This window comes from Bifidobacterium sp. UTCIF-38 (assembly GCF_006454495.1).
In the GTDB taxonomy this organism is placed as follows: Bacteria; Actinomycetota; Actinomycetes; order Actinomycetales; family Bifidobacteriaceae; genus Bifidobacterium; species Bifidobacterium callitrichos.
This window is the reverse complement of record NZ_JFAL01000006.1, coordinates 77,221-102,226: the sequence shown is the minus strand read 5'-3', so window position 1 is coordinate 102,226 and position 25,006 is coordinate 77,221. Positions and strand designations below refer to the sequence as shown.

21 protein-coding genes and 3 tRNA genes are annotated in these 25,006 nt (G+C 64.6%); 4 read left to right on the top strand and 20 right to left on the bottom strand.

The annotated features are described in order from the left end of the window. The 10 genes from BW11_RS02760 to BW11_RS02715 all read right to left on the bottom strand — a co-directional run bounded on the left by BW11_RS02760 (window position 1) and on the right by BW11_RS02715 (window position 10,584). A complete protein-coding gene (locus BW11_RS02760; protein WP_140444521.1) occupies window positions 1-1,251 on the bottom strand; it encodes a UDP-N-acetylmuramate dehydrogenase in 1,251 nt (416 codons plus the stop codon). Window positions 1,252-1,499: 248 nt separating this feature from the next. Then, window positions 1,500-1,667, bottom strand: coding sequence for a 50S ribosomal protein L33 (rpmG, locus tag BW11_RS02755; protein ID WP_007053013.1), 168 nt, complete (start codon window positions 1,665-1,667; stop codon window positions 1,500-1,502). 55 nt (window positions 1,668-1,722) lie between these two features. Next, window positions 1,723-1,796 (bottom strand) — tRNA-Met (locus BW11_RS02750). Between the two features lie 4 nt (window positions 1,797-1,800). Next, window positions 1,801-1,872, bottom strand: a tRNA-Thr gene (locus BW11_RS02745). A gap of 1 nt (window position 1,873) precedes the next feature. After that, a tRNA-Tyr gene (locus BW11_RS02740) sits at window positions 1,874-1,955 on the bottom strand. Between the two features lie 255 nt (window positions 1,956-2,210). Further along, a complete protein-coding gene (locus tag BW11_RS02735; RefSeq protein WP_181162455.1) occupies window positions 2,211-6,515 on the bottom strand; it encodes a transglutaminase domain-containing protein in 4,305 nt (1,434 codons plus the stop codon). Between the two features lie 142 nt (window positions 6,516-6,657). Next, entirely contained in the window at window positions 6,658-7,629 is a 972-nt protein-coding gene (locus tag BW11_RS02730) for a MoxR family ATPase (protein ID WP_140444523.1), read from the bottom strand. Between the two features lie 121 nt (window positions 7,630-7,750). Further along, complete coding sequence (gene groES, locus BW11_RS02725) at window positions 7,751-8,044, bottom strand: co-chaperone GroES (protein WP_034527158.1); 294 nt, start codon at window positions 8,042-8,044, stop codon at window positions 7,751-7,753. A 190-nt stretch (window positions 8,045-8,234) separates the two neighbouring features. After that, window positions 8,235-9,716: a hypothetical protein gene (locus BW11_RS02720; RefSeq protein ID WP_140444524.1), complete on the bottom strand. Its 1,482-nt coding sequence runs from the start codon at window positions 9,714-9,716 to the stop codon at window positions 8,235-8,237. Window positions 9,717-9,912: 196 nt separating this feature from the next. Further along, window positions 9,913-10,584 carry a GNAT family N-acetyltransferase gene (locus BW11_RS02715; RefSeq protein ID WP_258184500.1) on the bottom strand — a complete coding sequence of 224 codons (672 nt, stop codon included), beginning with the start codon at window positions 10,582-10,584 and terminating at the stop codon, window positions 9,913-9,915. Window positions 10,585-10,676: 92 nt separating this feature from the next. Here BW11_RS02715 and BW11_RS02710 point away from each other — a divergent pair, with 92 nt between their 5' ends. From BW11_RS02710 to BW11_RS02700, 3 genes are all read left to right on the top strand, one after another. Beyond that, window positions 10,677-11,300 (top strand): 5-formyltetrahydrofolate cyclo-ligase, encoded by a 624-nt coding sequence (locus tag BW11_RS02710; RefSeq protein WP_140476341.1) that lies wholly within the window; start codon window positions 10,677-10,679, stop codon window positions 11,298-11,300. Between the two features lie 222 nt (window positions 11,301-11,522). Then, window positions 11,523-11,708: an FmdB family zinc ribbon protein gene (locus BW11_RS02705; RefSeq protein WP_107043970.1), complete on the top strand. Its 186-nt coding sequence runs from the start codon at window positions 11,523-11,525 to the stop codon at window positions 11,706-11,708. Window positions 11,709-11,820: 112 nt separating this feature from the next. Then, the gene (locus BW11_RS02700) at window positions 11,821-12,474 is read left to right on the top strand and encodes an SAF domain-containing protein (RefSeq protein ID WP_181162457.1); all 654 of its coding nucleotides are present in this window, start codon (window positions 11,821-11,823) and stop codon (window positions 12,472-12,474) included. A gap of 31 nt (window positions 12,475-12,505) precedes the next feature. Here BW11_RS02700 and BW11_RS02695 read toward each other — a convergent pair whose 3' ends face one another. The 7 genes from BW11_RS02695 to BW11_RS02660 all read right to left on the bottom strand — a co-directional run bounded on the left by BW11_RS02695 (window position 12,506) and on the right by BW11_RS02660 (window position 19,941). Then, window positions 12,506-12,706 (bottom strand): hypothetical protein, encoded by a 201-nt coding sequence (locus tag BW11_RS02695; protein ID WP_043164604.1) that lies wholly within the window; start codon window positions 12,704-12,706, stop codon window positions 12,506-12,508. Continuing rightward, window positions 12,706-16,305: a helicase gene (locus tag BW11_RS02690; protein ID WP_140444536.1), complete on the bottom strand. Its 3,600-nt coding sequence runs from the start codon at window positions 16,303-16,305 to the stop codon at window positions 12,706-12,708. The genes BW11_RS02695 and BW11_RS02690 overlap by 1 nt, the downstream gene beginning before the upstream one ends. A gap of 7 nt (window positions 16,306-16,312) precedes the next feature. Further along, window positions 16,313-16,690 (bottom strand): hypothetical protein, encoded by a 378-nt coding sequence (locus BW11_RS02685; protein ID WP_375137624.1) that lies wholly within the window; start codon window positions 16,688-16,690, stop codon window positions 16,313-16,315. Then, window positions 16,642-17,664: an FHA domain-containing protein gene (locus BW11_RS12020; RefSeq protein WP_375137623.1), complete on the bottom strand. Its 1,023-nt coding sequence runs from the start codon at window positions 17,662-17,664 to the stop codon at window positions 16,642-16,644. Before BW11_RS12020 ends, BW11_RS02685 begins: the two co-directional genes overlap by 49 nt. A gap of 279 nt (window positions 17,665-17,943) precedes the next feature. After that, window positions 17,944-18,327, bottom strand: a complete 384-nt coding sequence (rplL, locus tag BW11_RS02675; RefSeq protein ID WP_043164607.1) for a 50S ribosomal protein L7/L12 — start codon at window positions 18,325-18,327, stop codon at window positions 17,944-17,946. Between the two features lie 124 nt (window positions 18,328-18,451). After that, on the bottom strand, window positions 18,452-18,973 hold the full coding sequence (gene rplJ / locus BW11_RS02670) for a 50S ribosomal protein L10 (protein ID WP_043164609.1): 522 nt from the start codon (window positions 18,971-18,973) through the stop codon (window positions 18,452-18,454). 254 nt (window positions 18,974-19,227) lie between these two features. Further along, the gene (locus BW11_RS02660; RefSeq protein WP_140444538.1) at window positions 19,228-19,941 is read right to left on the bottom strand and encodes a hypothetical protein; all 714 of its coding nucleotides are present in this window, start codon (window positions 19,939-19,941) and stop codon (window positions 19,228-19,230) included. A gap of 289 nt (window positions 19,942-20,230) precedes the next feature. On the opposite strand from BW11_RS02660, the gene BW11_RS02655 reads away from it, so the two are divergent. Then, window positions 20,231-21,625 carry an NCS2 family permease gene (locus tag BW11_RS02655; RefSeq protein WP_107043964.1) on the top strand — a complete coding sequence of 465 codons (1,395 nt, stop codon included), beginning with the start codon at window positions 20,231-20,233 and terminating at the stop codon, window positions 21,623-21,625. Window positions 21,626-22,152: 527 nt separating this feature from the next. Here BW11_RS02655 and pstB read toward each other — a convergent pair. The 3 genes from pstB to pstC are packed head-to-tail and all read right to left on the bottom strand — an operon-like array spanning window position 22,153 to window position 24,930. Further along, window positions 22,153-22,932 carry a phosphate ABC transporter ATP-binding protein PstB gene (gene pstB / locus BW11_RS02650; RefSeq protein ID WP_043164614.1) on the bottom strand — a complete coding sequence of 260 codons (780 nt, stop codon included), beginning with the start codon at window positions 22,930-22,932 and terminating at the stop codon, window positions 22,153-22,155. Window positions 22,933-22,984: 52 nt separating this feature from the next. Further along, window positions 22,985-23,980 carry a phosphate ABC transporter permease PstA gene (pstA, locus tag BW11_RS02645; protein WP_140444539.1) on the bottom strand — a complete coding sequence of 332 codons (996 nt, stop codon included), beginning with the start codon at window positions 23,978-23,980 and terminating at the stop codon, window positions 22,985-22,987. Beyond that, window positions 23,977-24,930: a phosphate ABC transporter permease subunit PstC gene (gene pstC / locus BW11_RS02640; RefSeq protein ID WP_140444540.1), complete on the bottom strand. Its 954-nt coding sequence runs from the start codon at window positions 24,928-24,930 to the stop codon at window positions 23,977-23,979. The genes pstA and pstC overlap by 4 nt, the downstream gene beginning before the upstream one ends. Window positions 24,931-25,006 lie beyond the last annotated feature (76 nt).

The window sequence follows — 25,006 nt, the reverse complement described above, 5'->3', positions numbered from 1 at the left end:
TCACGGGCGCAGATCGATGCCCACGCACACCGGCTCCGGAACCAGCGCGACGCCGAAACGCTCCCTGACGCCCGCCTGCACGGCCTTGGCGAGGGCGACAATGTCATCCGAGGAGGCGTCGCCACGATTGGTCAGCGCCAGCGTGTGCCGCGTGGACAGGCTGGCGGGGACGCCGTCCCTCCCGGATGCGCCGGCGAGCGCGAATCCCTTGTGGAATCCGGCGTGATCAATGAGCCACGCGGCGGAGGTCTTGACGCCTTCGCCCCCGTCGGGCAGCGTCGCCGCGAACCGCGGCGCGTCCTCGGGCAGCTTCGCGGCCTCCTCGGGCGTCAGTATCGGATTCATGAAGAACGAGCCGCAGCTGTGGCGGTCGTAGTCGGCCGCGGGCAGTCCGGAGTGGTCCCGGCCGGCATGGCCGTCTGACGCGGCGCCGTCAGCGAGACGCCTCAGGTCGGCGATGATGTTCTCCTCGCGCTTGGTGCCGATCATGGCCGTCTCGACATATCGGGTCGGATCCTCGAGCATGCCCTTGGAGGCGCGCACGGCGAGCACGGCGTCGCGGATCGCGGTCGTCCTCATCCGCGCCCCCACGTCGACGCCGAGCGCCTTGGCGAGCTGTCCGAAACCGACCGTGCCGTTCGCCGAATGCCTGAGCGCGAACGTGACGGACAGCACCACGTAGCGTGGCGTGGGGAAGAACCGGTCGGCGGGCGTCGCCGGCGCGGCATACATGCTCGTCTTGAGCGCCGAGGAGCGGTATCCGAAGTGAAGGTTCTCAGGCGTGAGCTCGCAGGTGGTCTTGGTCTCGCGGTCCCACACCTCGACCGATTCGACGCAGGTCGCGACCTCCTGACCGTATGCGCCGATGTTCTGCACCACGCAGGCGCCGACCGTGCCGGGGATGCCGGACAGGCCCTCGACGCCCTCGAGGCCGAGCGAAACGGTGAACGCCACGAAATCGTCCCAGTTGGCACCGGCCTCCGCGTTGACATGGACGGTGCGGTCCTCCCCCTCGACGGGCGCGGCCTCGTCAGGCACGGTGATGCGCCGGCGAGCGTCGCGCACGACGACGCCTTCGAACGGCTCATCGGAAACGAGCATGTTGGAGCCACCGCCGATGACGCACAGCGGCAGTCCCTTGGAATCGGTCTCCTCAACGGCCTCGATGACGCCGACGCGGGTGGTCGGCTCTACGAAACGGGCGATGTGCCCGCCCACTCCGATCGTGGTGATCTCTGCAAAGCTGGTCATAACTGACTATCGTACTTATGGTTTCGTGAACACGCGGGGCGGCTTGGGAATCACGGACAACCCCGCGGACCGTGGAAGGGGCGGTCCATGCGACTCGACACACTCAAGGCCGTTCGGCCAAGCCTACGGTCGCGCGCATGGACCGCCCCTTCCACTCGTTGGTTGCGAACGTGAATGAGACGACCGCCCATACAACGCAAGGAACCCGGCCTGTTGGGGCCGGGTTCCTTGGGAAAGCCTTAGCGTGCTCAGCGGGTCTCGCGGTGCACGGTCTGCTTGCCGCAGCGCGGGCAGAACTTCTTCAGCTCGAGGCGATCGGGCGTGTTACGACGGTTCTTCGTCGTGATGTAGTTACGCTCCTTGCACTCGGTGCATGCCAGCGTGATGCCGGGACGGATGTCGGCGCTCTTAGCCATGTTCATTCACCTCTGTAGTCTAAAAGGAACGCCCGTCAGCCGACGGGCGCATTTGTAGCGAGGAAGAGGCTCGAACTCTTGACCTTACGATTATGAGTCGTACGCTCTAGCCAGCTGAGCTACCCCGCCAGAGAGCCCCGAGTGAGAATTGGACTCACGACCTCTTCCTTACCAAGGAAGTGCTCTACCACTGAGCTATCGGGGCGTGGCGGGTATAGGATTCGAACCTATGAAGCACGAAGCGGCTGATTTACAGTCAGCTCCCTTTGACCGCTTGGGAAACCCGCCAGTCGTCACTCTCGGAGGTCTTGTTTGTTTTGACCTCGTCAGGCAACTCGAACATCATGCCATGGGATTTCCGGGCGCGCAAGTCGGTGTCGGCAAATCAGGTTCAAAAACATCATTTTGACATCCTCAAATCGTTGGAATTCCAACGAAAGATGAATTTTCGGCGAAAAGCGTCCATCGGCGTGTCGCGAGGCCTTAAAACAGGGTTTCGAGGCCTCATGCGCGCCTCATGAGCAGCTGAAATCGGACCGGGAATCATCGCCCATCGGCGTGTCGCGGCGCCGTGAACAGGCGTCGGAGATCATGCGGGAGCCTCCCGACGTGTTCGGTCTCACCGCCGAAAGCGGCCGCGGCGGCGTTTCGGGATACGCGAAGGACGGTCTTCGGCGTGTCGTCTGAGACGCCGGCCGGCGCATCACCGGCCACGCCTACGGAGGTGCCGCCATTCGCACTGCCATCCGGCCGTCGCTCACTGGACCGCTGCCCATACGCATCGGCGATGCGGGCGGCGATCGCCATGTCCGTGTCGGACGGGGACCAGCGCACGCCACGGCGCCGCCCCTCGCGTTTGAGCTGCTCCCACGCCGCACGCCACGCGCGGGCGCGCAACGCCGCGTCATCCGGCTGCTCAGCGGACGCGCGCGTCAAAGCGATGCACCGCCGGCGCCGCCACCAGCGCACGCCACGGGGCGCGAACACAAGCAGCATGATCAGCGCCACGGCGCCTCCCGTGCCGAACAACGCACGCCCCCACATCGGCAGGGAGCCGAACCACGCGGACGCCCGCGACCATATGGACTTCTCGGCGGCTGAGGAAGAGGAGGCCTTCCCCCGCGTGCCCGTCTGCTCTCCCGTCTGATCATCGACCTCCTGCGAGGAATCGGACGAGGCGGAATCGGAGGACGACTGGGAGGAGGAATCGTTCGCATCACTCTGATCGGACTGCGTGTCGGTGGTGGCCTGATCGGAGGAATCGGTGGACTGAGACTGCTGCGTGGTCGCGGACGCCGCATCACCGAGCGTGCCGTTCTGCTCGCTGGCGGGAGTCACATCGAACGGAACCCAGCCGACGCCGTCAAGGTAGGCCTCGACCCACGCGTGCAGCTGGCGGGACTTGACCGCAATATAGCCGTCGGCGTCCTTCTCGTCGTCGGAACCGGAGTTGTAGCCGAGGACGATGCGGGTGGGCACGCCCATCGCACGCGCCAGCACCGCAAGCGCGGAGGCGTAGTGCTGGCAGTAGCCGGCATGGCCGGAGTCCGGGTCGAGGAAATCGTTGATGACCTCCATGTTCGACCGGCCGTCGCCGTCGGGCGCGTCGAGCGAGTAGGTGAAGTGGTTGTCGGCGCTGGTGAAGTAGTCGACGAGCCAGCGCATGACGCGAATCTGGTTGTCGTAGCCGGAGCCCTTGATCGGGATTCCGGCGGCCTGCGCCTGAGCGATGATCGCCTTCACATTGGCGGGCAGACTCTTCGGCAACGAAGTGTACTGGGAGGAGTGCGCCCGCTCATCGGACTCTTTGACGGCGTCGCGAATCCACCTGAGCATGCGGTTGGTGGCGTCGGCACGGCCGCTCTCCGAGCGGCCGTTGATGTTGTTCAGACCCATCGACGCCAGCAGCTGGGAGGTCTCCCCCATCCACTGGGACAGCCCGTCCTCGCCCGAGGAATAGTATTCGCTGGTTTCGTCGCTCCATATCGTGCCGATATCGAGCGGCTTGATCGGCATGGCGATGGTCACGCTCCTGCCGTCGTCGGAGAAACCGAGCATGACGCCGTCCTCGCCGATGCCCAGCTGTTCGATGACGGTGGAGTTGAAGGTGATGTCACTGGGACGGCCGGCGCCGCCGATGACGGTGTGGCCGTCGCCGTCCTGACCGTCCTGACCGCTTTGACCGTCCTGACCGTTCGGGCCCGCATCGGCGCCCCAAACTATGTCGTAGGTGCTCACCCTGCCGAGCTCCCAGTCGTTCGGCCCACGCACCACGCCATCGGAGCCGATGGTGGCGTGGATGAGCACGCTGTCCTGCCGGATCTCGCCCAGACCGGCTCCCGGCAGGGCGCTGCGCGCCTGAAGCCACTGCTGCGTATTGGCCTCCTCGTTCGCGTTCTGGCTGTTCAGCTTGGCGACGGTGTCGTCGATGACGTTGAGCTCGCTGAACCCGGAGGACGAGCGGATCGGGTCGATATAGGAGCCGGATGCGGTGTACGCGGTGTCCGAGGAGGTGGATCCGGACCGGTTGTAGACGCTGCCGTCCTGATACTTGAGCCAGTCGGAGCCGAGTCCGTCGACGTCGGTGGTCAATCCCGGCATCGGTAGGAACCGGGATCTGAGCGTGTCGACACGCACCCGCGCATACCCCATGAACCGTTCGAGCGTGTCCTGGCTGACGCCGGCCACGTCGTAGCCGAAGTAGCCGAGCAGCTGCATGTATGCGGCCAGCGGTGAGTTCACCCGGCGCTGCTCGATGCGCAGATCGTCCGACGCGTTCCGCCCGAGCTGGATGCCGGCGCCGTAGAGTCCCGCGTCGAGGGCGAGATCCTTGTTGTAGCCCCACGTGTCGCCGTCGAACTGGTCGAGCGTGGTCATGCGCAGGTACATGCGCCGGTAGGAGCGGTAGCGCAGCACGGTGGTGTCGGAGCCGGCCGCGATATTGCGTTTGAGGTCGATCATCGGGCTGACGGTGTTCGACGTGAACATGCCGCCGCCTTCGCCGATCGACAATGGCACGTCATAGGCGAGCGTCTCGGCGCTCGGTCCGCCGGCCAAGGTGATGGCGACGACCACGATGGATGCGACGATCGCCGCAGGCGGACGCATCCGGCGCGGGCGAAGCGCCCACACGCCCATCGCAAACGCCATGACGAGCACGGCGATCTGCCACCATGGCGTCACGTGTCCGACGATCGCATAGTCGGCGGCGAGCGCCGTGACGGCCAGCAGGCCCATCGCCGGCATGAGGGCTCTGACGGTCAGCAGGCAGCGGATGACGATGGCCGAGATGGCCACGACGAGGATGAGGAATATGTCGCCGAGGATGCTGACCTTGAGCGGCGGCAGCTGCAGGTTCAGTTCGTTGAATCCTCCGAGGACGGAGTATTTGACCATCGCCCAGCTGCCGCCGATACCCTGCTCCCGACTGAACGGCCATTCGCCGGTGAGATCGTGCAGACGGACGACGAGCAGGATCGCGGTGACCAGCGCCGTCAGCAGCGTGTACGCACCTATACGGATCAGCTCGAGACGGAGGCGGCTGCGCCATGTGCCGTCCCGCGCGCTCCGCGCCCGCAATACGCTCCATGGGATGCTTGCCTCGATGGATGCGACGGCCAGCAGCGCGCCCGCGAACCAGATCCATGCTCCGCTCGGCGAGACGAGACCGCTCAGGCCTTTGAGGGTGAGGGCGAAGACGGTGAGCAGCATCAGCGCGCAGATTGCGATCGGCAGTATCGGGCCGGCCTCCATCGAGCGCACCTTGTCTGTCAGACGCCCGATCCGGGCGAATGTCTGCGCGATCCGAACCGGCGTTTGCACGGTTCGCGGTGCCGCCTGCGCAGTCGATGAGGGCATCTGTGCACTGCTGGAAAGCACTGTTTGCGCGAATCGTTCCGTCGCCTGACGCATGGGGGTCAGTATCCGGAGCCGATCGGCGAACGGCGTGGATTCCAGCGCATGCTCAAAACCCTTGGAATCACTGGCATCGCAGATCACGACCGTGACGGGGCCGCTCTGATTCTGGGCGAATCTACTGACCCCTGCCGCACAAGCGGTATCGGTGGGTGCGCAAGCGGCATCGCCATCTACGCATACAGCGGCAAGAAACCGTCTTGCCGCGGATTCCCCCTCATGGAAGGTGACGCCGTCGGTGACGACCACGCGCATGCCGGCACCGGACACGGCACCCGGCACCATACCCGGTCCCATACCTGCAAGGAACGGCACCAATGCCGCGACCTCACTGTCCATGCGCTCGGCGTCCAGACCGTCGGCACCGCGCGTGTTCACGGCCAGTAGCAACGTGGCACGCTCATCCCGGCCGGTCTCACGGGTCATCAGTTTGCCGCGTCGTGCGGTGTGCTTCCAGGAGATGAGCTTGATCGGATCTCCGGGCGTATAGCCACGCACGCTGCCCATCTGTTCGGATTGCGCCAACCCCGCCACGCGTCTGCCGATCGCCCGTGCCGCGTCCGCGGGAACGGACCGTTCGTCATCGGGCAGGATCAGGGTCTCTCCCGCCGCCTTTTCCACCTTGCTTGCGGCGAACAGGCCGAACGGCGAGTACCAGCGCACGACGACGCTGTGCGTGCGGTAGAGACCGCGCCGGTCGGGAAGCTCGCCGATCACATGAGAGACCACATTGCCGTGATGATCAAGACGCTCGTACTGCGCGGTGACGGTTCGCTCGCCGGCGGGGAATCCCCATAGCCATTGCGCGAGCGCGCCGATCAGGGACACGACGGTCATGGCGCACAACGCGACGGCAGCCGCCATCAGGGTCCGTTCGTCGAGCAGCATCCCCATGTAGCACAGGACACCGCCGATCAGGACCAGCCACAGCATGGGCAGGGCAGGGCGGATCAGCCCGTGCCTGCGCAATCGGGGTGACGGCGACGCGGAGGCCGACGCCGTCGCGGACGCCGCCGTCGATTGAGACCTCGTCGCCGACATCTTCGTCGACATCCCCGTTGCACCGGCCATGCGTCTACACCCTGGGCACGGGAACGGTACGCACGAGTTCGGCGATCATCGCACGGGCCGTGGCAAGCGTCTCGCTGCCATAGCCTGCATCGTCGAGGACGAGACGGTGCGCGAGTACGGGCACTGCCAGCTGCTGCACATCGTCCGGCAGCACGTAGGAGCGCCCATCGAACATCGCGCGGGCACGCGCCATGGCCCCAAGGAACAGACTGGCTCGCGGGGATGCGCCGTACCTCACGCCGTCATGCTCGCGCGTGGCACGAGTCAGGGCGACGATATAGTCGGCGACCGGCTCGGCGATGGTGACGCGCCGCGCCGCGCTACGGATGCGGATGGCGATGTCCGGGCTGCAGACCTGCTCGACGCGGCCCAACGGGTGCGACCAGTCCGCCGCGGTGAGCATGTGGGACTCGGCCTCGGCACTGGGGTATCCGAAGCTCGTGCACGCCATGAAACGGTCCAGCTGTGCTTCAGGCAGCGGATACGTGCCCTCCAGTTCGATCGGGTTCTGCGTGGCTACGACAAAATACGGGTCGGGCAGGTCGTAGGAGACGCCGTCGACGCTGACGCTGCCCTCACCCATCGCCTCCAGCATGGCGGATTGGGTCTTGGGGTTCGCGCGATTGATCTCGTCGGCGATGACGACGTTGGCGAACAGCGGACCGTGATGGAAGACGAAGCGGTTCTCGGCCTGAGACCAGACGTTCACGCCGGTCAGGTCGCTGGGCAGCATGTCCGGAGTGAACTGGATGCGGCGCACCTGTCCGCCGACGGCCTGGGCGAGGGCGCGCGCCAGCGTGGTCTTGCCGACTCCGGGCACGTCCTCGAGCAGCAGATGTCCGCCGGCCGCGAACGTGGTGACGGCGAGGTCGACGACCTCTCGGGAACATGACAGCGCCCGTTCCAGTTCATCGGCGATGCGGGCGGGGACGCGCGCGATCTCATCGATGCCTGCGGACTCGGGTGCGATCGCCATGATGCCTCACTTCAACGAATGTGATGAGTTCCCTCTACGCGCACAGTCTAGCGGAAAAGACGGGAAACCCCGTACGCTGATGGCGTACGGGGTTTCCCGATATGTCCGTGAGGCTTGGATCTCAGCCGAGGATGGCGAGGACATCGCGAGCACCGATGATGAGGTAGTCCTCACCCTCGTAGTGCACCTCGGTGCCGCCGTACTTGGAGTACAGCACCTTGTCGCCGACCTTGACGTCGACCGGGATGCGCTCGCCCTTGTCGTCACGACGGCCCGGGCCGACGGCCAGGACTTCGCCCTGCTGCGGCTTCTCCTTGGCGTTGTCCGGGATGTACAGACCGGACGCGGTCTGGGTCTCGGCCTCGGCCTGCTTGACGATGATCTTGTCTTCCAGCGGTGTGAGCTTAATCGACACTGTGGGTCACCTCGTATTTCTCGTAGTTCGATGTCTCTGCGCCAGGACTGCCCAAGAGGCTGACGATCACTTGCGCGATCCCAAGCACTGGTTCACATGGTAGCGCGCTTTTTAGCACTCTGCCAACTCGAGTGCTAACGCTGTGAGAGAAAAGACCGCGACCGGTCCAGCCGGTTCACCGACGCCATCCTCACGCTCCACGACGCGCGAGGATGGCGGCAAGGTTGTTACCCAGCGAATCGGAGGTGGCCGCGGGCACCGCGACCTTCGCCTGCTCCTCGGACTCGTGGAACGCCTCGACATCGCTCATGCCGGCATCGGACTCGTTCGCGCCGACGCCGTTCGTCTCGGCGACCGGTTCGGCCGACTGAGTCGCCTCAGCCGGCTGCTGGCCCTCATGCTCAACATGGGCATCGGCCTGACGCGCCGGCGCGGTCTCGACCTTGGCCTCCTCGGCGAGCTCGCGCTCGCGCTCGGCGTCGACCGGCTCGGCCTTGGCGACCTGGCGCATCGACTTGATCTCGCGGCTCTCCGGAGCCACCGACTCGGCCTCGACGTTACGCGCCTCGCCCAGCGAGAAGGAGATGAGGTCCTGACTCGTGGCCATGTCATAGGCGTCCAGCGCACGGGCGGGATGCACCTCGGCAAGTTCGGTGGTGTGGTCGGAGGCATCCGACTGCGAGGCAGCCGCATCCTTCGTCTTCGACGTGTTCTTCGAGACGACCGGGGAACCGGTGGCACCGGAGACCGCCTGCTGAGGTGCGACCATGACGGGAGCACCGACATTGGACGCGGACTGCGTCTGCGGGGCGGAGGATTCCGGCGATGCAGCCGGCGCGGCGGACGTCTGCTGGTCCTGGGCGGCCTGCGCAACCTGAGCGGCCTGAGCCTGCGCAACAGCCTGAGCCTGCGCGGCCGCGCGGGCCTCGGCCTCGGCCTGCGCCGCGGCCAGACGGGCCTGCTCGGCCTCCACACGCGCCTGCGCCTCGGCGATCTTGCGGGCGCGTTCGGCCAGCGCGCGCTTCTGCTCGATCTGCGCCTGACGCAACGCCCTGCGGATCTCAAGGCTGGTCATCTCGTCGGTCGGAGCGGCATCCCCCGCGGACTCGCCCCTCGGCGAAGACCCGACCTGGGCCGCCTGCGCCTGGGCAGCCTTCCGGGCCTTGGCGCGCGCGGCCTTCGACTTGCGTTCCCGGGCCTTCGCCTCGGCCACCTTGCGCTCCCATGCGCGGGCCTGACTTGCGGCATGCGCGCCCAACGCCAGCACAACGGCGGTCAGGGCGGCGGGAATCAATGCGAACAGCGTGCTGAAATGCAGCGTGACGGCGAGCACCAGCACGACAACGGTGATCACCAGCAACGCGGCTACGATCATCTGACGACGACGGACAGCGGCATGACGCAAGCGCCGCACCTCGGCTATACGTTCCGGGGTGAGCTTGCTCGCGCGCCTCTCACTCGGCTGCATCTGTACCCCTTTCGCAAAGGTCGTGTCGTCACTGAATCGAGTCCCGCTGTGCTCGTCGACCAGATGCAGCGACGTCGAATACCGATCATCCCGGTGTTCCTCCACGTGCCGCATGCTGTTGGACGTACGAATGGGCAGCCAGACCACGACTCCTATGAGTACGATGATCAGCACGATGACGGTGCTCAACTGCTCGTAACCCATATGCACATACAATAGGAGACGCCCGTCACATTCACCAGATTGAAATTCGGCGTGTCGGTCGACGCGACGCCGCGACTCGCCTCGCATCGAATCCTCGGCCCCGCCGAACGGACATCACACGATCATCACCAAATCCACCCAAACTTGTCCATTATCCGACCACCATCGGACGAATCAGGGACGAATCAGGGACGAATCAGGCCGCTTTGCGGGAGAAGCGAGAGACCAGTCGCGCGGCGAACCCCTCACCCACATCCTCGGCCAGCAGACAGAACGTCTCATGCGTGCGCCACCGTCCGGCCACGTACATGTAGTTCGGCCGCAATCCCTCATGCCGGGCGCCGACCTTGCGCACGACGGCGAGCGACCGTTCGTTCTCCGGCAGGATCGCAATCTCCAGACGGTGCAGACGCGGCCCGGTGGGGTCGGCGAGCGCCCAGTCGGCCAGCATCGCGAGCGCGGTGGGGGCGATCCCGCGGCCCGCGTGATCCTGCGACACCCAGTAGCCGACGACGCCGGTGCGCATCGCCCCGTAGTTGATGGCGCCGAGGGAGATCTGCCCGACGACGCGCATGTTGAGCTCGATGAGGAATACGATGCCGACGCCGCGCTGCTCGTTGCGCCGCTGGCCCGCTATCCACTGGTTGAAGGTGATGCCCGGGCCATGCATCGGATCGCCCGATTCCCATGGTCGCAGCCAGCCGTCGTTGCTCCAGCGCACCTCGTTCCATGCGTCCGCATCGTCCTGGCTCATCGTGCGCAGCGTGATCGGCACCGCTCCCATCGGTGCGCTGAGCGTGATCGGGGTGCGGATCGCGTGCGGGTCCTCCGGGGCGAAGACTTCACGGAGCGTTTGGAATACTGACACGGATCCATTGTGCCACCGCACGGGGGTAACGCGCGTTCAGTGACGCGCGTTCCGACATCGATGGGCAACGACGGATGCGTATGCTGTGACGCATGAATGAGGAGAGCAAACGGACGTTGCGTCGCGAGGCGATCGCGCGTCGCAAGCTGGTGGATCCCGCCGCACGCATGACGGCGGGCGAACGGCTCGCCGCACTGGCCGATCGGCTGCCGCTGCCGGCACCTGCGGGGCCGGATACGAGCGTGACGGTGGCCGCATACGTGTCGATGGGGTCGGAGATCGAGACGAGGCCGCTGCTCGACGCGCTGCTCTCGGCCGGATACCGCGTGCTCGTGCCGCGACTGGGCGCGGGGCTCGACGTAGGCTGGGGCGAGCTCGCCGCCACCGGGCTGCTCGCCCGTATGGACGCGCCGGGTTCGCCGACGCATCATCGCCCCGACGAGCCCGAGGGGGAGACGCTGCCGCCGCAGTCGTTGGAAGACGCCTCGCTGGTGCTGGTGCCGGCGCTGGCGGTGGATCGCTGCGGCACCCGGCTGGGCCGCGGCGGAGGCTGGTACGACCGGGCGCTCGGATACCGCTCCCCCGGTTGCCCTGTGCTTGCGGTGTGCTGGGATTGGGAGGTGCGCGCCCTCGACGCGGATCCGCTGCCCTGTGAGGCGCATGATCTGCCGGTGGACGGAGCGCTCACTCCGGGCGGGATCATGCTGTTCGATTGAGGTACTACGAGTGATGCAAATGCACTACCCCTCAGCCCCGCCTCGCAGACCAGCTCGCCTGGCAAGGGGAGCCGGAGGAAAATCGGTTCACTGCATGTGAAACCGTACGCCCATGCGCGTCCGGACGGCGATTAGGATATGTACGGTTGCCATCGCACGCGACGGACGCCATCCGCGCCGTCATGCCAGACGCTGCTATTTCAGTTATTCAGGAGGATCACGTTGCCTACCTATCATTACCGTTGCAAGAACTGCGGATACGATTTCACCGAGCACCAGTCGTTCGATGACGCACCGATCACCGTGTGCCCCCAATGCCATGAGGAGCAGGTGCGCAAGATCTTCTCCGCCGTGCCGATCGAATTCAAGGGCAGCGGCTTCTACCGCACCGACTCGGGCAAGAAGTGATCGCCGCCTCGCTTCGCCTGTCGCGAAGCCTTGTGTGAAGACTCCGAGGGGTTTCGTCCACATCGTCCGTTCGGCTTGACGGGGAGTCGACGCCGCTCGGACGATGGCGGGTATGACGAAGAACACCCCGCCCTGGGCGCGGCTTATGCGCCCCACTCTGTACGGACGCCGCATTCGCGTGCGTCTGGTGCGGCTCGCCGCGGCGCTGTGCGTCGGGCTTGCCGTGTTCGTCACGCTGTCCGCGTTCAAGGCCGTCACCGCCACCGTCTCCGTGGTCGTGGCGTCCCGCTCGATCGAACGCGGCAGCGTCATCGGCCGCAAGGACGTGACCATACTCGAAGTGCCCGCGTCCCAGGCCTTCGCCGAAGCGATGACAAGAACCGACGATGCGGTCGGTCTGGTCGCTCAGGTCGATATCGGCACCAATCAGCCGCTGTATGCCCCGCTTGTCCGCGACGCCCCGGTGATTCCCCGAGGCCGCAGCGCCCTTGAGGTGGAGGTCTCCAATGACGTGTCGATGCTGCTGCCGGGAGACGTGGTCTCATTGGTGTCCGCGGTCGGCTGTGCCGCCGGGCAGTCGGACATCCTCGATTCGCCCGATGATCAGCCGGAACTGTGCACGCTGACGAATCAGGCGCTGATAATGGGACGGGCCGTCACCGAGGATTCCGGCGTCACGACGATCGAGGTGGCGGTGGAACCGGATGCGGCGCTGCGCATCATGGAATCGGCCGAGGCCGGTGCCATCGTCGCGGTGGAGCAGTGAAGCGGCGAAAGACGGGCCCCTCACTGCCGCCTCACTGGTTGGTGTTGAACACCGCCCAGTGAGGCGGCAGCTCCCCGAGGATCCGCTTGTCGTCGTCGGCGTCACGCTGGCCCTCGGTCATCATGTCCGAGGGCTCCAGCTTGACGCCGTCGGCGTCGAAGCGCTCGGTGCCCTCCCGCACGACGCGCCTATGCTTGCGCGGTGTGCGTCGCTGCGCGGAATATTCGGCCATCACTTGATCTCCCGGTAGATCTCGCCGAGCTTGGCGACGATGCGATCGACTTCCTTCTCCGGGTTGACGAACGCGCCGACGCTCCACACGGTGGTAACCGACCAGCCGAGGGTCATGAGGTCGGCCGCGAGCATGCGGTGACGCTCCCTCGTGGATTGGATGGACATGTATCCGGCGTCGTCGGTCAGCACGGCCAGCGCATACGGCTGGTCCTTCAATCCCACGACCATCGGGATCTTGAGGCCCTTGTCGAAGCCATAGTCGATGGCCACCTTGAGACCACGCGAGCGGATGCGATCGGCCAGATCGTTGAACAGCGTGTTGTTGCCGCTCTGGGTCTCGCTCGGACGCACGTTGTCGTCGGTGAGCTGCTCGGCCCATTTGAGCATGGTCTTGAGCAGCTGCGGACCGGCCGAGTGGATGCGCTCGTCGAGCATCTCGTCCGAGGTGAACGCGGAGACGATGTCGACGTTGCGATCAGCGAGGGCCAGCGCGTCGAGCAGCAGGTTCCTGCCGCCCGGCTCCTCGATGGCGCCGAACTGCTGCAGCAGCTTGCCGTACGCGGTCTTCGCATAGCACATCGAGAAGATCACATCGGTGGCCTGCGCTCCGGCGACCTCACGGATGCCGACGATGCGCACGTGGCGCAGGAAGCTGCCCATCGACTTGTTCCTGCCGGCCAGGGCCTTCAGCTCGGAGCCGAGACGGACGCGGAATCCCTCGGTCATCGTCACGACGGTGAGCATGTAGCCCGCCGGCACGATCGTGAAGCTGGCGGCGCGCTCGGTGATGAGTCGCACCACCTCGTCGATCTCCGTCTGGCTGGATTCGACCAGACCACTGGCGAAGACCGGGGTGCCGCTGGCCTCGACCTTGTGGTAGGCCACGCGTCCGACCGCACCTTCGGTCGTCACGTCGTAGCGCACGGCGCCGTAGCCCTCGGTCTCGAGGAACGCGGTCAGACGCGGCGCGCGACGCACCGGATGCGAGCCGACCTCAACGGCGGGCAGCATGTCGATGAGCTGCTTCAGGCTCGGGCAGGTGACGGTGCCGCGATGCGCGATGACGACGACCTGCTTGACGCGCACCAGCACGCTCAGCAGCTGGATCGCGGGAATGTGCGCGCAGGCGTCGACGATGGCGACGTCGGCGAGCAGATGCGGATGCGTGAGCGAGGCGAGCGTGTCCGGAGTCGCCATGAGGATCGGCTTGGCGGCCGCCAGAATCGCCGGATGGTCACGACGGATGTGGTCGAGCGTGACGTGTCCGCGGCCGGCGAGCTGCGTGTGCAGCAGATTCGCCTCCTGCGTGCGGGCGAACAGCATGTCGCACAGCCTACGCATCGACTCCTGGGCGACCATCGGGCCGACGGAGCGCACATGCTCGACGTCGACCTGCTCGAACCGCTCGGTGGCGTTGGCCAGCACGGAGCCATCCTGGTTCGAGATGATCGGCGAGGAGCGCACGATGTCCTCGAACACGGTGGTCCACCAGGCCAGCTGCAGTTCGGCGCCGACGGCCTCGCCGGAGATATGACGGTTCGTGAAGTCGGCGACCAGATCGTTGAGCCCCGCGGACTGGAACTCGTTCTCGAGACGGCAGCGCTCCGGCAGCGTGTCCAAAGCCTTGCGATCGTCGAGCAGCGCCTTGAGTCTCGTCTCGACGTCGTTGAAGTTGCGGGTCTCGAGTTCGCCGCCGGCCGGCGTGGTGCTCAGCACGGCGTCGAGCGCGACCATGTCCTGCGCCATGGTCTCCTGCGCGGCGATCATCTGGTCGAGCTTGGGCGGCAGCACCGGCCATCCGCCGTGCGGCACCAGGGAATGCCACTGCTCGGCCTGCTTCTTGACGATGACGAGCGCGGCGTGCATGTCCTCGACCTGGGCTCCGACGCGCAGCAGGGACTTGGCCTCGCGCGCATGGCGGCGGCGCTCCCAGAAGCCCATCGTGGTGCCTTCGGCCTTGCGGTCGGCCTTCGACTTGGTGGCCTCGATCATCGAATCGACGTCACGCTCGAAGATCTCCGGCTGGAACACGTCGAGCACGCGGCGCAGGTTTTTCAGGACGATGATCTGCAGCCCCCAGTCGCGGGCGGTCTCGGGCACCGGGAATCCGCAGGTCTGCACCGTGGAGGCGACATGCTCGCGCACGGCCGGCAGCACCTTCTGCAGCAGATCCATGACGCGCTGGTAGGTGGCGACGGCATCCTTCTCGCTGGTGAGGGACGCCTTGTACCAGGCGGTGTCGTCCGGTCCGATCGTGTACTCGCCGACTTCGCCGGCGCGCTGCAGCTTGGCGGTCCACTCATCCAGATGGCCGCTGATGCCGCGCGCGGCCGCCTCGGTCAGGCGCACGCGCGTGGCCGGATGGGTCGGTGCGATGGAGATCGCGGCGAGGTTCTGAATGGTCTGGTAGGCGGAGACGCCCCACTTGTCGCTCACGCCGTGCAGGTCGCCCAGATAGCGGGTCAGGCGGGATCGCACGCCGACCAGCTCGTCTGCCAGCTGGTCGAAATGCTGGGTGGCGACGCCCTCCTGGAATCCGACGGCGGTGATGAGCTGACGGTCGATGCTCGCGTTCGCGTTCTCGTCGGCGATGTCGAGCAGCATGCCCTGCATCTCGTTCGATCGGATCACCTGCGTGAAGCGGCGCTTCTGCTCGGCGACGCCCGGCACGTACAGCACGGAGCGTCCGTTCATCACGCAACGGGAGGCGATGGCGGCCGCCTGCTCGGCGGTGTCGCGCCCGAGCGCGCCATCCACGCTGATCGAATGGCCGGATGCGGCCAATTGCGCGGCATAGCGCACGGTGTTGTCGACGTCGCCGATCTCGTATTCGGTGTGCGGATCGGCATCGAACGGACTGTATTCGGGGATGGCGGCATTGCGCAGCGTCTTGGCGGCGTCCTCATCGCCGGCGATCGCGTCGAGCAGCGTATTGCCGCTGGGGCCGTCGCCGAGATCGTCGATGATGTGCTGGGTCTCGGTGAGGATCTGCGCGGCGGGCTCCATGAAGCAGCCGAGGATGATGTGGCGTTCGATCGAGAAGTCGGCGATACGCGACTTGATCTGGCTGGTGATCGCGGCGAACACGGCCGATGTCTCCGGCGTGCCGGACGCGTAGTGGGAGCCGTCGAACAGATAGTCCTCGTCGAGATCGACGCCGATCGAATGCATGACGGAGACGAACGACGCGTTGAGCGCGACGTTGCCTGTGAAGGTGATCGACGAATGGCCGAGCGTATCGCTGGCCTCGGCGGAGACCGGGTAGAGCAGCACGGGCAGGGCATTGCCCTTCCACGTGGCCACGCCGACGACGAGCGAGAGTTCGGCGACGCCGCTGACGCGCTTCTTCGCGGCGCGATCGTCGAGCACGCGGCCGAGACGACGCTCGGCGGCGCGCAGCATGCCGTTGTCGCGGAACAGCGATTCGAGCGTGACGTGTCCGGACGCGAACAGCTGCGCGATGCCGGAGGGATGCGCATGGGTCAGGTCGAGCTGCGCCGCGAGCTGGTTGATGTTTTCCAGCGGGGAGGGCACCAGGGAGGCACGGTATTTGTCGTGCCACTCCTGCAGACGGTCAAGCGTCAGCTGTGTGCTCATCGTGCGCTCACTTTCCTACCGCTTCACGGTAATCCTGATAGCCCGCGTTGTGTGCGAGTGCCTCGTCGATATCGCTGTTGCCCTGCGCCGCAAGCCATGCGTACAGGTCGTCGTAGAGGGCGGGGTTCATCGCAAGGAACGGCAGCAGTTCACGGTGACGGGCCATCTCGAACTGCTTGGTCATGTCGGTGGTGTGCCGGGCGTCCTCGGAGGTGTATCCACCGGCCTCGATGATGCGCGGCTGCGGGCGGTCGAAGTCTCCGTTGGAGACCTTTTCGAACACGGAGCCCGGCTCCGGCTCGAAGGTGGAGGCGTTGTCAGCGACGACGTTCTGGTTCACCACCTGATTGACCACCTGGCTTGCCACCTGATTCTCCAGCGGCATCGTATTGTCCTGCGTGGGGAAGGTCTCCGGAGCATCCGCAGGCTGTTCCACGGCATGTTCCACGCCGCGGGCATCGGCGAAGAGATCGCGGGGCGCGGATCCGCCGTGTGCGTCGCCCAACCGCAGCGGCATCGAATCGGAGGCATGGTCGTCGTCCTGATCGGACAGGGAAGGCGTCTCGGGCGTGGAGGCGGACGCGACGCCGCTCTCGGCCGTGGGCGCGGCGGCATCCCGGCGTCACTGGCGTCGCCGTCACCGGATGCGGGTGCGATCACCGGACCGGACGCGATCGTCGGAAAATCGATATCGATATGGAAATCGGACGCAGGCTCGTCATCGGAGGCTGACGAGGAGGACGCATCGGACGGAGCATGCTGAACAGGCTCGTCATGCTCCGGACCGACACCGGCCAACGACTTGAGCGGCGTCAGCGGCGCGGCCGGACGCGCGGACTGCGCATCGAACACCGCGGTCGGCTCGCCGGCACGCAGATCAAGAATGTCCGCAACGGACATATCGGCCGCATCAGGCTCCTGATGCGTGGCCGTCGGCGACGAATAGTCGAACAGATTCGGCACATGCGGCGTGAACGGCTTGACCGCAGGTTCGGGCTTGTCGACGCGCACGAAATCGACCGGCACGTCACCGAACTGCAGACGGATCGGAGACGTCGGCAGCGGGAAGTCGCGCCCCGCAGGAAGACGCATCAGCTCGCCATCGGGGTTGACGACATAGGAGCCGTTCGTGGAATTGAGATCACGCAGCAGCGCGTCACCCTCGGCGGTGACGGTGAGCAGCGCGTGCCGCTTCGACATGGACTTGGCCGAATCCTCCACCTCAAGGCGCGCGACGCCGGTATCCGGCAACGGACGCAACGGCTTACGGCCGATTTCCAGGCTCTCTCCCGGGCGGACGCCGACCTGGGTGCCGCCACTGACCTTCACCCGCCACTGGCTCGTCGTATGGTCACTCACGGTGTCGGCCTTCCTTTCCTCTTGCATCTTCACGGCACATGCGTTGGCGCACACGCCTAAATCACGTCCACAGGCACGCTCGTGCAGGCACGTACGGGTATGCGCAGGCATGGACTGCATCCACACACTATTTCTTATTGTGTCATGCCGCACCGGCATTTGCCGCATTTGATGCAGTATCCACCCATGAATCAACTAAAAACCCCGCATCGGCACGAAGCGGATGCGGGGTTTCCTGCGCTAGGTAGAGCGATGATGTGCGGCTTCAAGCCGCGACAATCACTTGAGCTCGACGGTGGCGCCAGCCTCTTCCAGCTGGGACTTCGCCTTCTCGGCGTCTTCCTTCTTGGCCTTCTCGAGGATGGTGGTCGGAGCACCGTCAACCATGCCCTTGGCGTCAGCCAGGCCGGCACCGGTGATGGCCTTGACGGCCTTGATGACCTGGATCTTCTTGTCACCGACGGCGGAGAGGACGACGTCGAACTCGGTCTTCTCCTCTTCCTCGGCAGCAGCGCCGGCGGCCGGGGCGGCGATGACGGCGGCGGCCGGGGCGGCAGCCTCAACGTCGAACTTCTCCTCGAAGGCCTTCACGAACTCGGAGAGCTCGACGAGGGTCATCTCACCGAAGGCTTCCAGCAGCTCATCCTGGGTGAACTTAGCCATAATGGCTTCCTTTCAATCATGGCGACGGGTTGGGGTTGAAGAGGTTGCCCGTCACCTAAAAAATTTTTCTCTTTATGGTTCCGACTGTGCGATCGGGCGCCGGCCACGCGGACCGGCAGGATGATCAGGCAGCCTTCTCCTGCTTCTCGCGCAGCGCATCGATCGTACGCACGGCCTTGGTCGGCAGGGCGTTGAACAGGTACGCGGCCTTGGACATCGTAGCCTTGATGTCGCCGGCGAACTCGGCGAGCAGCTGCGGGCGGGACTTGAGATCCGCCAGCTTGGTAGCGCCCTCGGCATCGTACACGGTGCCGTCGGCGTAACCACCCTTGATGACAAGGGCCTTGTTGGTCTTGGCGAAGTCACGGATGGTCTTCGCAGCCTCGATGAAGTCGCCCTTCACGAAGGTGATGGCGGTCGGGCCGGAAAGGATCTCGTCGAGACCCTCGATGCCCGCTTCCTTGGCGGCGATGCGTGCCAGCGTGTTCTTTGCCACGGTGTAGGAAGTATCGCGGCCTAGCTTTTCGCGCAGATCACTGACCTGCGGAACGGTAAGCCCGCGGTACTCGGTGAGGTAGATCGCGTCAGCAGCACGGAACTGAGCCGTAAGCTGGGCAACCACCGCTTCCTTTTCGGGCCTCTTCATGGCGTTCCTTCCTAGATCGGCCGTTGATCTGTTCCGGTCCGGCACGCCATTCGGGCATGAAAAAAGCCCTGCACGCAGGCAGAGCAACATAAGGCCGTTTCCGGCTGCCCGTAACGGGCTTACATCTCTCAACCTGCGCTGGCTTGGCGAACCAAACTTCGGGAGCGCATGCACGCTCCAACCAACGGTCTGTGGTTTACGAAGGGATAAATTACGACTTGGCTGCGACAACGACAAGCTTCGGCGTGTCGCGTCTATAAAGTGGCGGCGTATTGGGAGACGGAGGCGGAGACCTCCTTCAAGTAGTCGAGGGAGCGACGCCAGTGGCCGGGGACCTCGATCGAGTGATTGGCGTCGGGGTATTCATGGACGTGCGGAGTCAACGCGTTGGCGCGAGCATGATCATAGAAAGGATCCGCAGTGCCGGCGCACACCAGCGGAGCGGGGCCCGGGTAACGCGAATCGGCATTGGACTCGCCGGAAACCAGAGCCCTGGCGACCTCCACGGACGGCGCGTCCGACTCGGACACGATGTCGTCGCCGACGCGCGGGACCGGGATCACCCGGGCGGACGGGTCGAAATCGGCGTGATGCAGGACCGGGGTCAACAGCACGAACGGCAGACCATAGCGCGTGGCGACGTGCGGGTAGGTCATCGTCGTCAGCGACTTGCCGATCAGCAGGAGCCTGACATCGGGCGACTCCGCACGCACCGAGGCCACCCACTCGTCGATCGCCCGATTGATGACGGGGATCACGGTGGACAGATCGTCGGACGCATGCGCCACGTTCATACGGTCGATGCGCCACCCGCCCTCGACGAGCGCCTGCGCCGACCAGTACAGCAGCGGGCGATCGCAGTTATAGCCGGTGCCGGGCATAAGCAGCACGCGACCGTGCTCCTGCCCCGGCTTGACCGTGTTCTTCTTCCACGCGCGAATCGACACCTCGACCGGCTGCTTGGCCATATGCCACTCCCCTCGTCGTGCTTCCGGCATATCCGAGATCCAAGTCTAGTTGTCATGTTGACCATGCTGGCCACCTCTCGACCCGCGGATTTCGCGCAATGGGTCCGCGCTATAATCACCTTCGGTTCCGACCGAAGACGGTTTGTCAATATGCTTCTCGCATATCGACACGCCGCAAGCAGGGCCGGGGCGAGTCGCAATTCTCGCCGGGATCCCCACCCATCGCGACAGCGCGAACGTGACCGTGGCGGACGGAGATCCCGCACAACCCAAGGAAAAGAAAGAAAACATGGAGAAGTTCTTCCATTTGAAGGAGAGCGGAACGACGGTCTCGACCGAGGTGCTGGCCGGTCTGACCACGTTCTTCGCGATGGCGTACATCATCGTCGTCAACCCGCAGATCCTGTCGTCCACCGGCATGCCGTGGGGTGGCGTCTTCCTCGCCACGATCATCGCGGCGATCATCGGCACGCTCATCATGGGCCTGTTCGCCAACGTGCCGTACGCCCAGGCCGCCGGCATGGGTCTCAACGCGTTCTTCACCTACACGGTCTGCTTCGGCCTCGGCTTCCCGTGGCAGCAGACGATGTGCATGGTGTTCCTGTGCGGTCTGATCAACATCGTGATCACCGTCACCAAGATCCGCAAGATGATCATCATGGCCATCCCCGAATCGCTGCAGCAGGCGATCGGCGGCGGCATCGGCCTGTTCGTCGCCTACGTCGGCATGCTCAACGTCGGCCTGATCAAGTTCACGCCGGGCGACCCGAAGGCCGCCGCCAAGGGCGGTGCCGTCGCCGCCACCCCGGGGCTTGCGAACTTCAACGACAAGGTCCTGTGGGTCTTCCTCATCGGCCTCGTGCTCGCGATCGTCTTCACCGTGCTCAAGGTCAAGGGCGGCATGCTGCTGGCCATCGTCATCACCACGATCGTCGGCATCCCGTTCGGCGTGACCAACTTCGGCTCCTCCCAGTCGCTGTCGCAGACCTTCTCCGAGCTGCCGGTCACGTTCGGCGCGATCTTCAGCGCCGAGGGCTTCCCGGCGCTGTTCTCCGATCCGGCCAAGCTGCCGCTCGTGATCGTCACGATCTTCGCGTTCTCGATGTCCGACACGTTCGACACGCTCGGCACGTTCCTCGGCACCGGACGCCGCACCGGCATCTTCTCCCTCGAGGATGAGAAGGCTCTGGAGAACGGCTCCGGTTTCTCCTCCAAGATGGACAAGGCCCTGTTCGCCGACTCGATCGCCACCTCCATCGGCGCGATCTTCGGCACCTCGAACACGACCACGTACGTCGAGTCCTCCGCGGGCATCGCGGCGGGCGGCCGTACCGGTCTGACCTCCGTGGTCGTCTCCATCTGCTTCGCATTGTCCATCTTCTTCGCCCCGGTCATCTCCGCCGTGCCGTCCGCCGCGACCGCCGGCGTGCTGGTGATCGTCGGCTGCATGATGGCCGCCTCCCTCAAGGAGATCGACTGGGCCGACATCTCCGAGGCGATTCCGGCGTTCTTCGCCACCGCCTTCATGGCGTACTCCTACTCCATCTCCTACGGCATCGCCGGCGGCTTCATCATGTACTGCATCGTGAAGACCTGCAAGGGCAAGGCCAAGGAGGTCCACCCACTCATCTGGGTCGTCGCCACGCTGTTCATCATCGACTTCGTGTGCATGGCGGTGCTCTGATAGTCGGTTAGTCCGATCGACACAGTTTCTTCAAGCCCCCTGTATGGCCATGAGCCACACGGGGGGCTTTGCAGTACGCACGACGGATCCTACAGGATCGGACGCTGAAATGGCCTGTCAAACGTGCAAAACGTTCGAACCTACAGGATCGGAGACAATCCCGGACGGACATGGTTGCCAACCAGTTGAAGCCCACCGGCAACGTACTCTGAGACGACACAGGTGTACGGCGATAGTGGCTATTGCAACCCAATCACCCGATTTCGTACGCTTACAGTCACTATTCGTACGAAAACGGGTGACTACCGGCCTACAACCACAAAGGCCGTACGGATGGAGGAAGTCAGCATACGTTGCTTGTGGGAGTGAAGTAATTAGCCTCGAAGAACGCACATTACCTTCTGGCGACATGGATCACTCGCACAGGGAAGACCGGGGAGCCCCCCAACAAACGGGAAAGCCCCCGCACCGGTGAGGACCGGTACGGGGGCTTTCCGTTGAGGGGACGGCTTAGTCGCGTCGCGCGATCAGCCGAAGCGGCCGGAGATGTAACGCTCGGCCTCTTCGTTCTGCGGGTTGTTGAACATCGTGGTGGTGTCCGCGAAGTACTCGAGGTGACCCGGCTGGCCGACGGCCTTCAGGTTGAAGAAGGCGGTGTAGTCGGCGATACGGGCGGCCTGCTGCATGTTGTGGGTCACGATCACGATCGTGTAGTCGTTCTTGATCTCGTTGATCAGGTCCTCGACGGCGAGCGTGGAGATCGGGTCCAGAGCGGAGCAGGGCTCGTCCATGAGAATCACCTTCGGGTGGACGGCGACGGCGCGCGCGATGCACAGACGCTGCTGCTGACCACCGGACAGGCCGATGCCCGGATTGTCAAGACGATCCTTGACCTCGTTCCACAGGTTGGCGCCACGCAGGGCCCACTCGACGAGATCGTCGGCGTCGGACTTGGAGATGTGGCGGTTGTTCAGGCGAACACCGGCGAGCACGTTCTCACGAATGGACATCGTCGGGAACGGGTTCGGGCGCTGGAAGACCATGCCGACGTCACGACGGATGGCGACCGGGTCCATGTCCTTGTCGTAGATGTTCTTGCCCTCGAGCAGCACCTCGCCCTCGACGTGAGCGCCGTTGATGAGCTCGTGCATGCGGTCGAGCGTGCGGAGCACGGTGGACTTGCCGCAGCCGGACGGGCCGATGAAGGCGGTGACCTTGTTGGCCTCGATGTTGATGTTCACATCCTCGACGGCGAGGAAGTCGCCGTAGTAGATGTTCTCGTGGTTGACGTCAATACGTTGTCCCATGATATTTTCCTTGATTCCTTGAAATTCGAAGCGATTCGAACGGGTTAACCGATCAGCGCTCGGTCTTGACGGCGAAGATCTTGGCGACCAGACGACCGATCAGGTTGAGCACCAGAACGATCACGATCAGGACGAGGGCGGCGGCCCACGAGCGTTCCATCGGGATGTCGGCCACGCAGGAGGAGGTGGCGGCAGCCGGGCAGTTCGCGTGCAGCTTGCTGTACTCCTGGTAGACGTACACAGGCAGGGTGGTCATCTGGCCGGAGAACAGGTTGACGTTCGTAGAGGAGATGTAGCCTGCGGTCATGAGCAGAGGCGCGGTCTCGCCGATGACACGGGCGATGGCGAGGATGCAGCCGGAGACGATGCCCGGCAGAGCCGTGCGCAGCACGATCTTGGTGATCGTGCGCTGCTTGGTGACGCCAAGCGCCAGAGAGGCCTCACGAAGATCGTTCGGAACGATCTTGAGCATTTCCTCGCAGGACTTGACGACGGTCGGCAGCATCAGCAGGGACAATGCCACGGAGCCTTCGAAGCCGTTGATCGTACCGGGACCGAAGACGATGGTGAACATCGAGAATGCGAACAAACCGGCGACGATGGACGGGATACCGCTCATGACGTCGACGAGCATGGAGACCGTCATCGCCAGCTTGCTGCCCTTCGCGTACTCCACCAGGTAGACGGCGCACATGATGCCGATCGGGATGGAGATGACCATTGCACCACCGGTGATCTCCAGCGTACCGATGATGGCGTGAAGAACACCACCGTAGCCGCCGGACGGGGTCGGGTTGCCGCCGACCACACCGGTCATGTTGAAGGACAGGAAGTTGAGGTTCAGACGCTTGAGACCGTTGACGATCGTCGTCCACAGGACGGAGACCAGCGGGATGCAGGCGATGACGAAGGCGAGGACGATGAGCCCCGTCATGAAGTAGTCCTTGTACTTGCGGTAGTTGGAGTACGAGGTCTTCGGAGCGAACTTGTCGAAGTCGATGACGGGAGCGCCGTCGAGGTTCTTCTGCTTGGTTTCTTCAGCCATCATGCGCTCGCTTTCTCAGTGATCTTACGCGCGGCGTAGTTGACCACGAAGGTGATGAGGAACAGGATCAAACCGGTTCCGATCAGGACGGAGACGCCCAGATCGTTGGCTTCCGGGTACTGCGCGGCGATGTTGGCGGCGATGGTCTGGTTCTGGGAAGCCTGCAGCAGCTTGATGGAGTAGGTGAGGCCAGGGGACAGGATCATCAAGACGGCCATCGTCTCACCGAGTGCACGACCGAGTGCCAGCATGGAGGCGGACACGATACCGGACTTGCCGAACGGGATGACGGCGAGCTTGATCATCTCCCACTTGGTGGCACCCAGACCGTAGGCGGCCTCCTGCTGGAGGGTCGGGGTCTGCAGGAAGATGTCACGCGACATGGAGGTGATGATCGGCAGGATCATGACGGCCAGCACCACCGAGACAGTGCCGATGGTGCGCTGCGGATTCGCCGCGGGGCCCTGGAACAGTGGGATCCATCCGAGGTAGGTGGCCACCCAGTTCCAGAACGGGTAGATGGCCGGGACCAAGATCAGACCGCCCCACAGACCGTAGATAACGGAAGGAATTGCAGCGAGCAGGTCGACCACGTAGCTCAGGCCGGTGGCGACCTTCTTGGACGCGTAGTGAGAGATGAACAGTGCGATGCCGATTGCAACGAAGAAGGCGATGATCAGTGCCAGCACGGAGACGAGCACGGTACCGAACAGCAGCGGGAGCACATAGCCCCAGAAGTTGCTGGTGGCACCGCCGGTGAAGTTGGCGACGGTCTCGGAATTCGCCTTCTGGTCGCCGCCGATAAGCGGCCACGCGCGGAAGAACAGGAAGAGGAACACGGCGGCGAGCACGACGAGGATCAGGATGCCACAGGCGTAGGCCACACCCTTGAAGACCTTGTCGGCAGTCTTGCCGGTAACCGGTTCAACAACCGGTTTGTCTTGCGAAGTCACGAAATCTCCTTACGGAAATGGAATTGCGTGTGGAGGAAATGGGATTGAAAAGACGTGTGCAATGAGTTGGGAACCT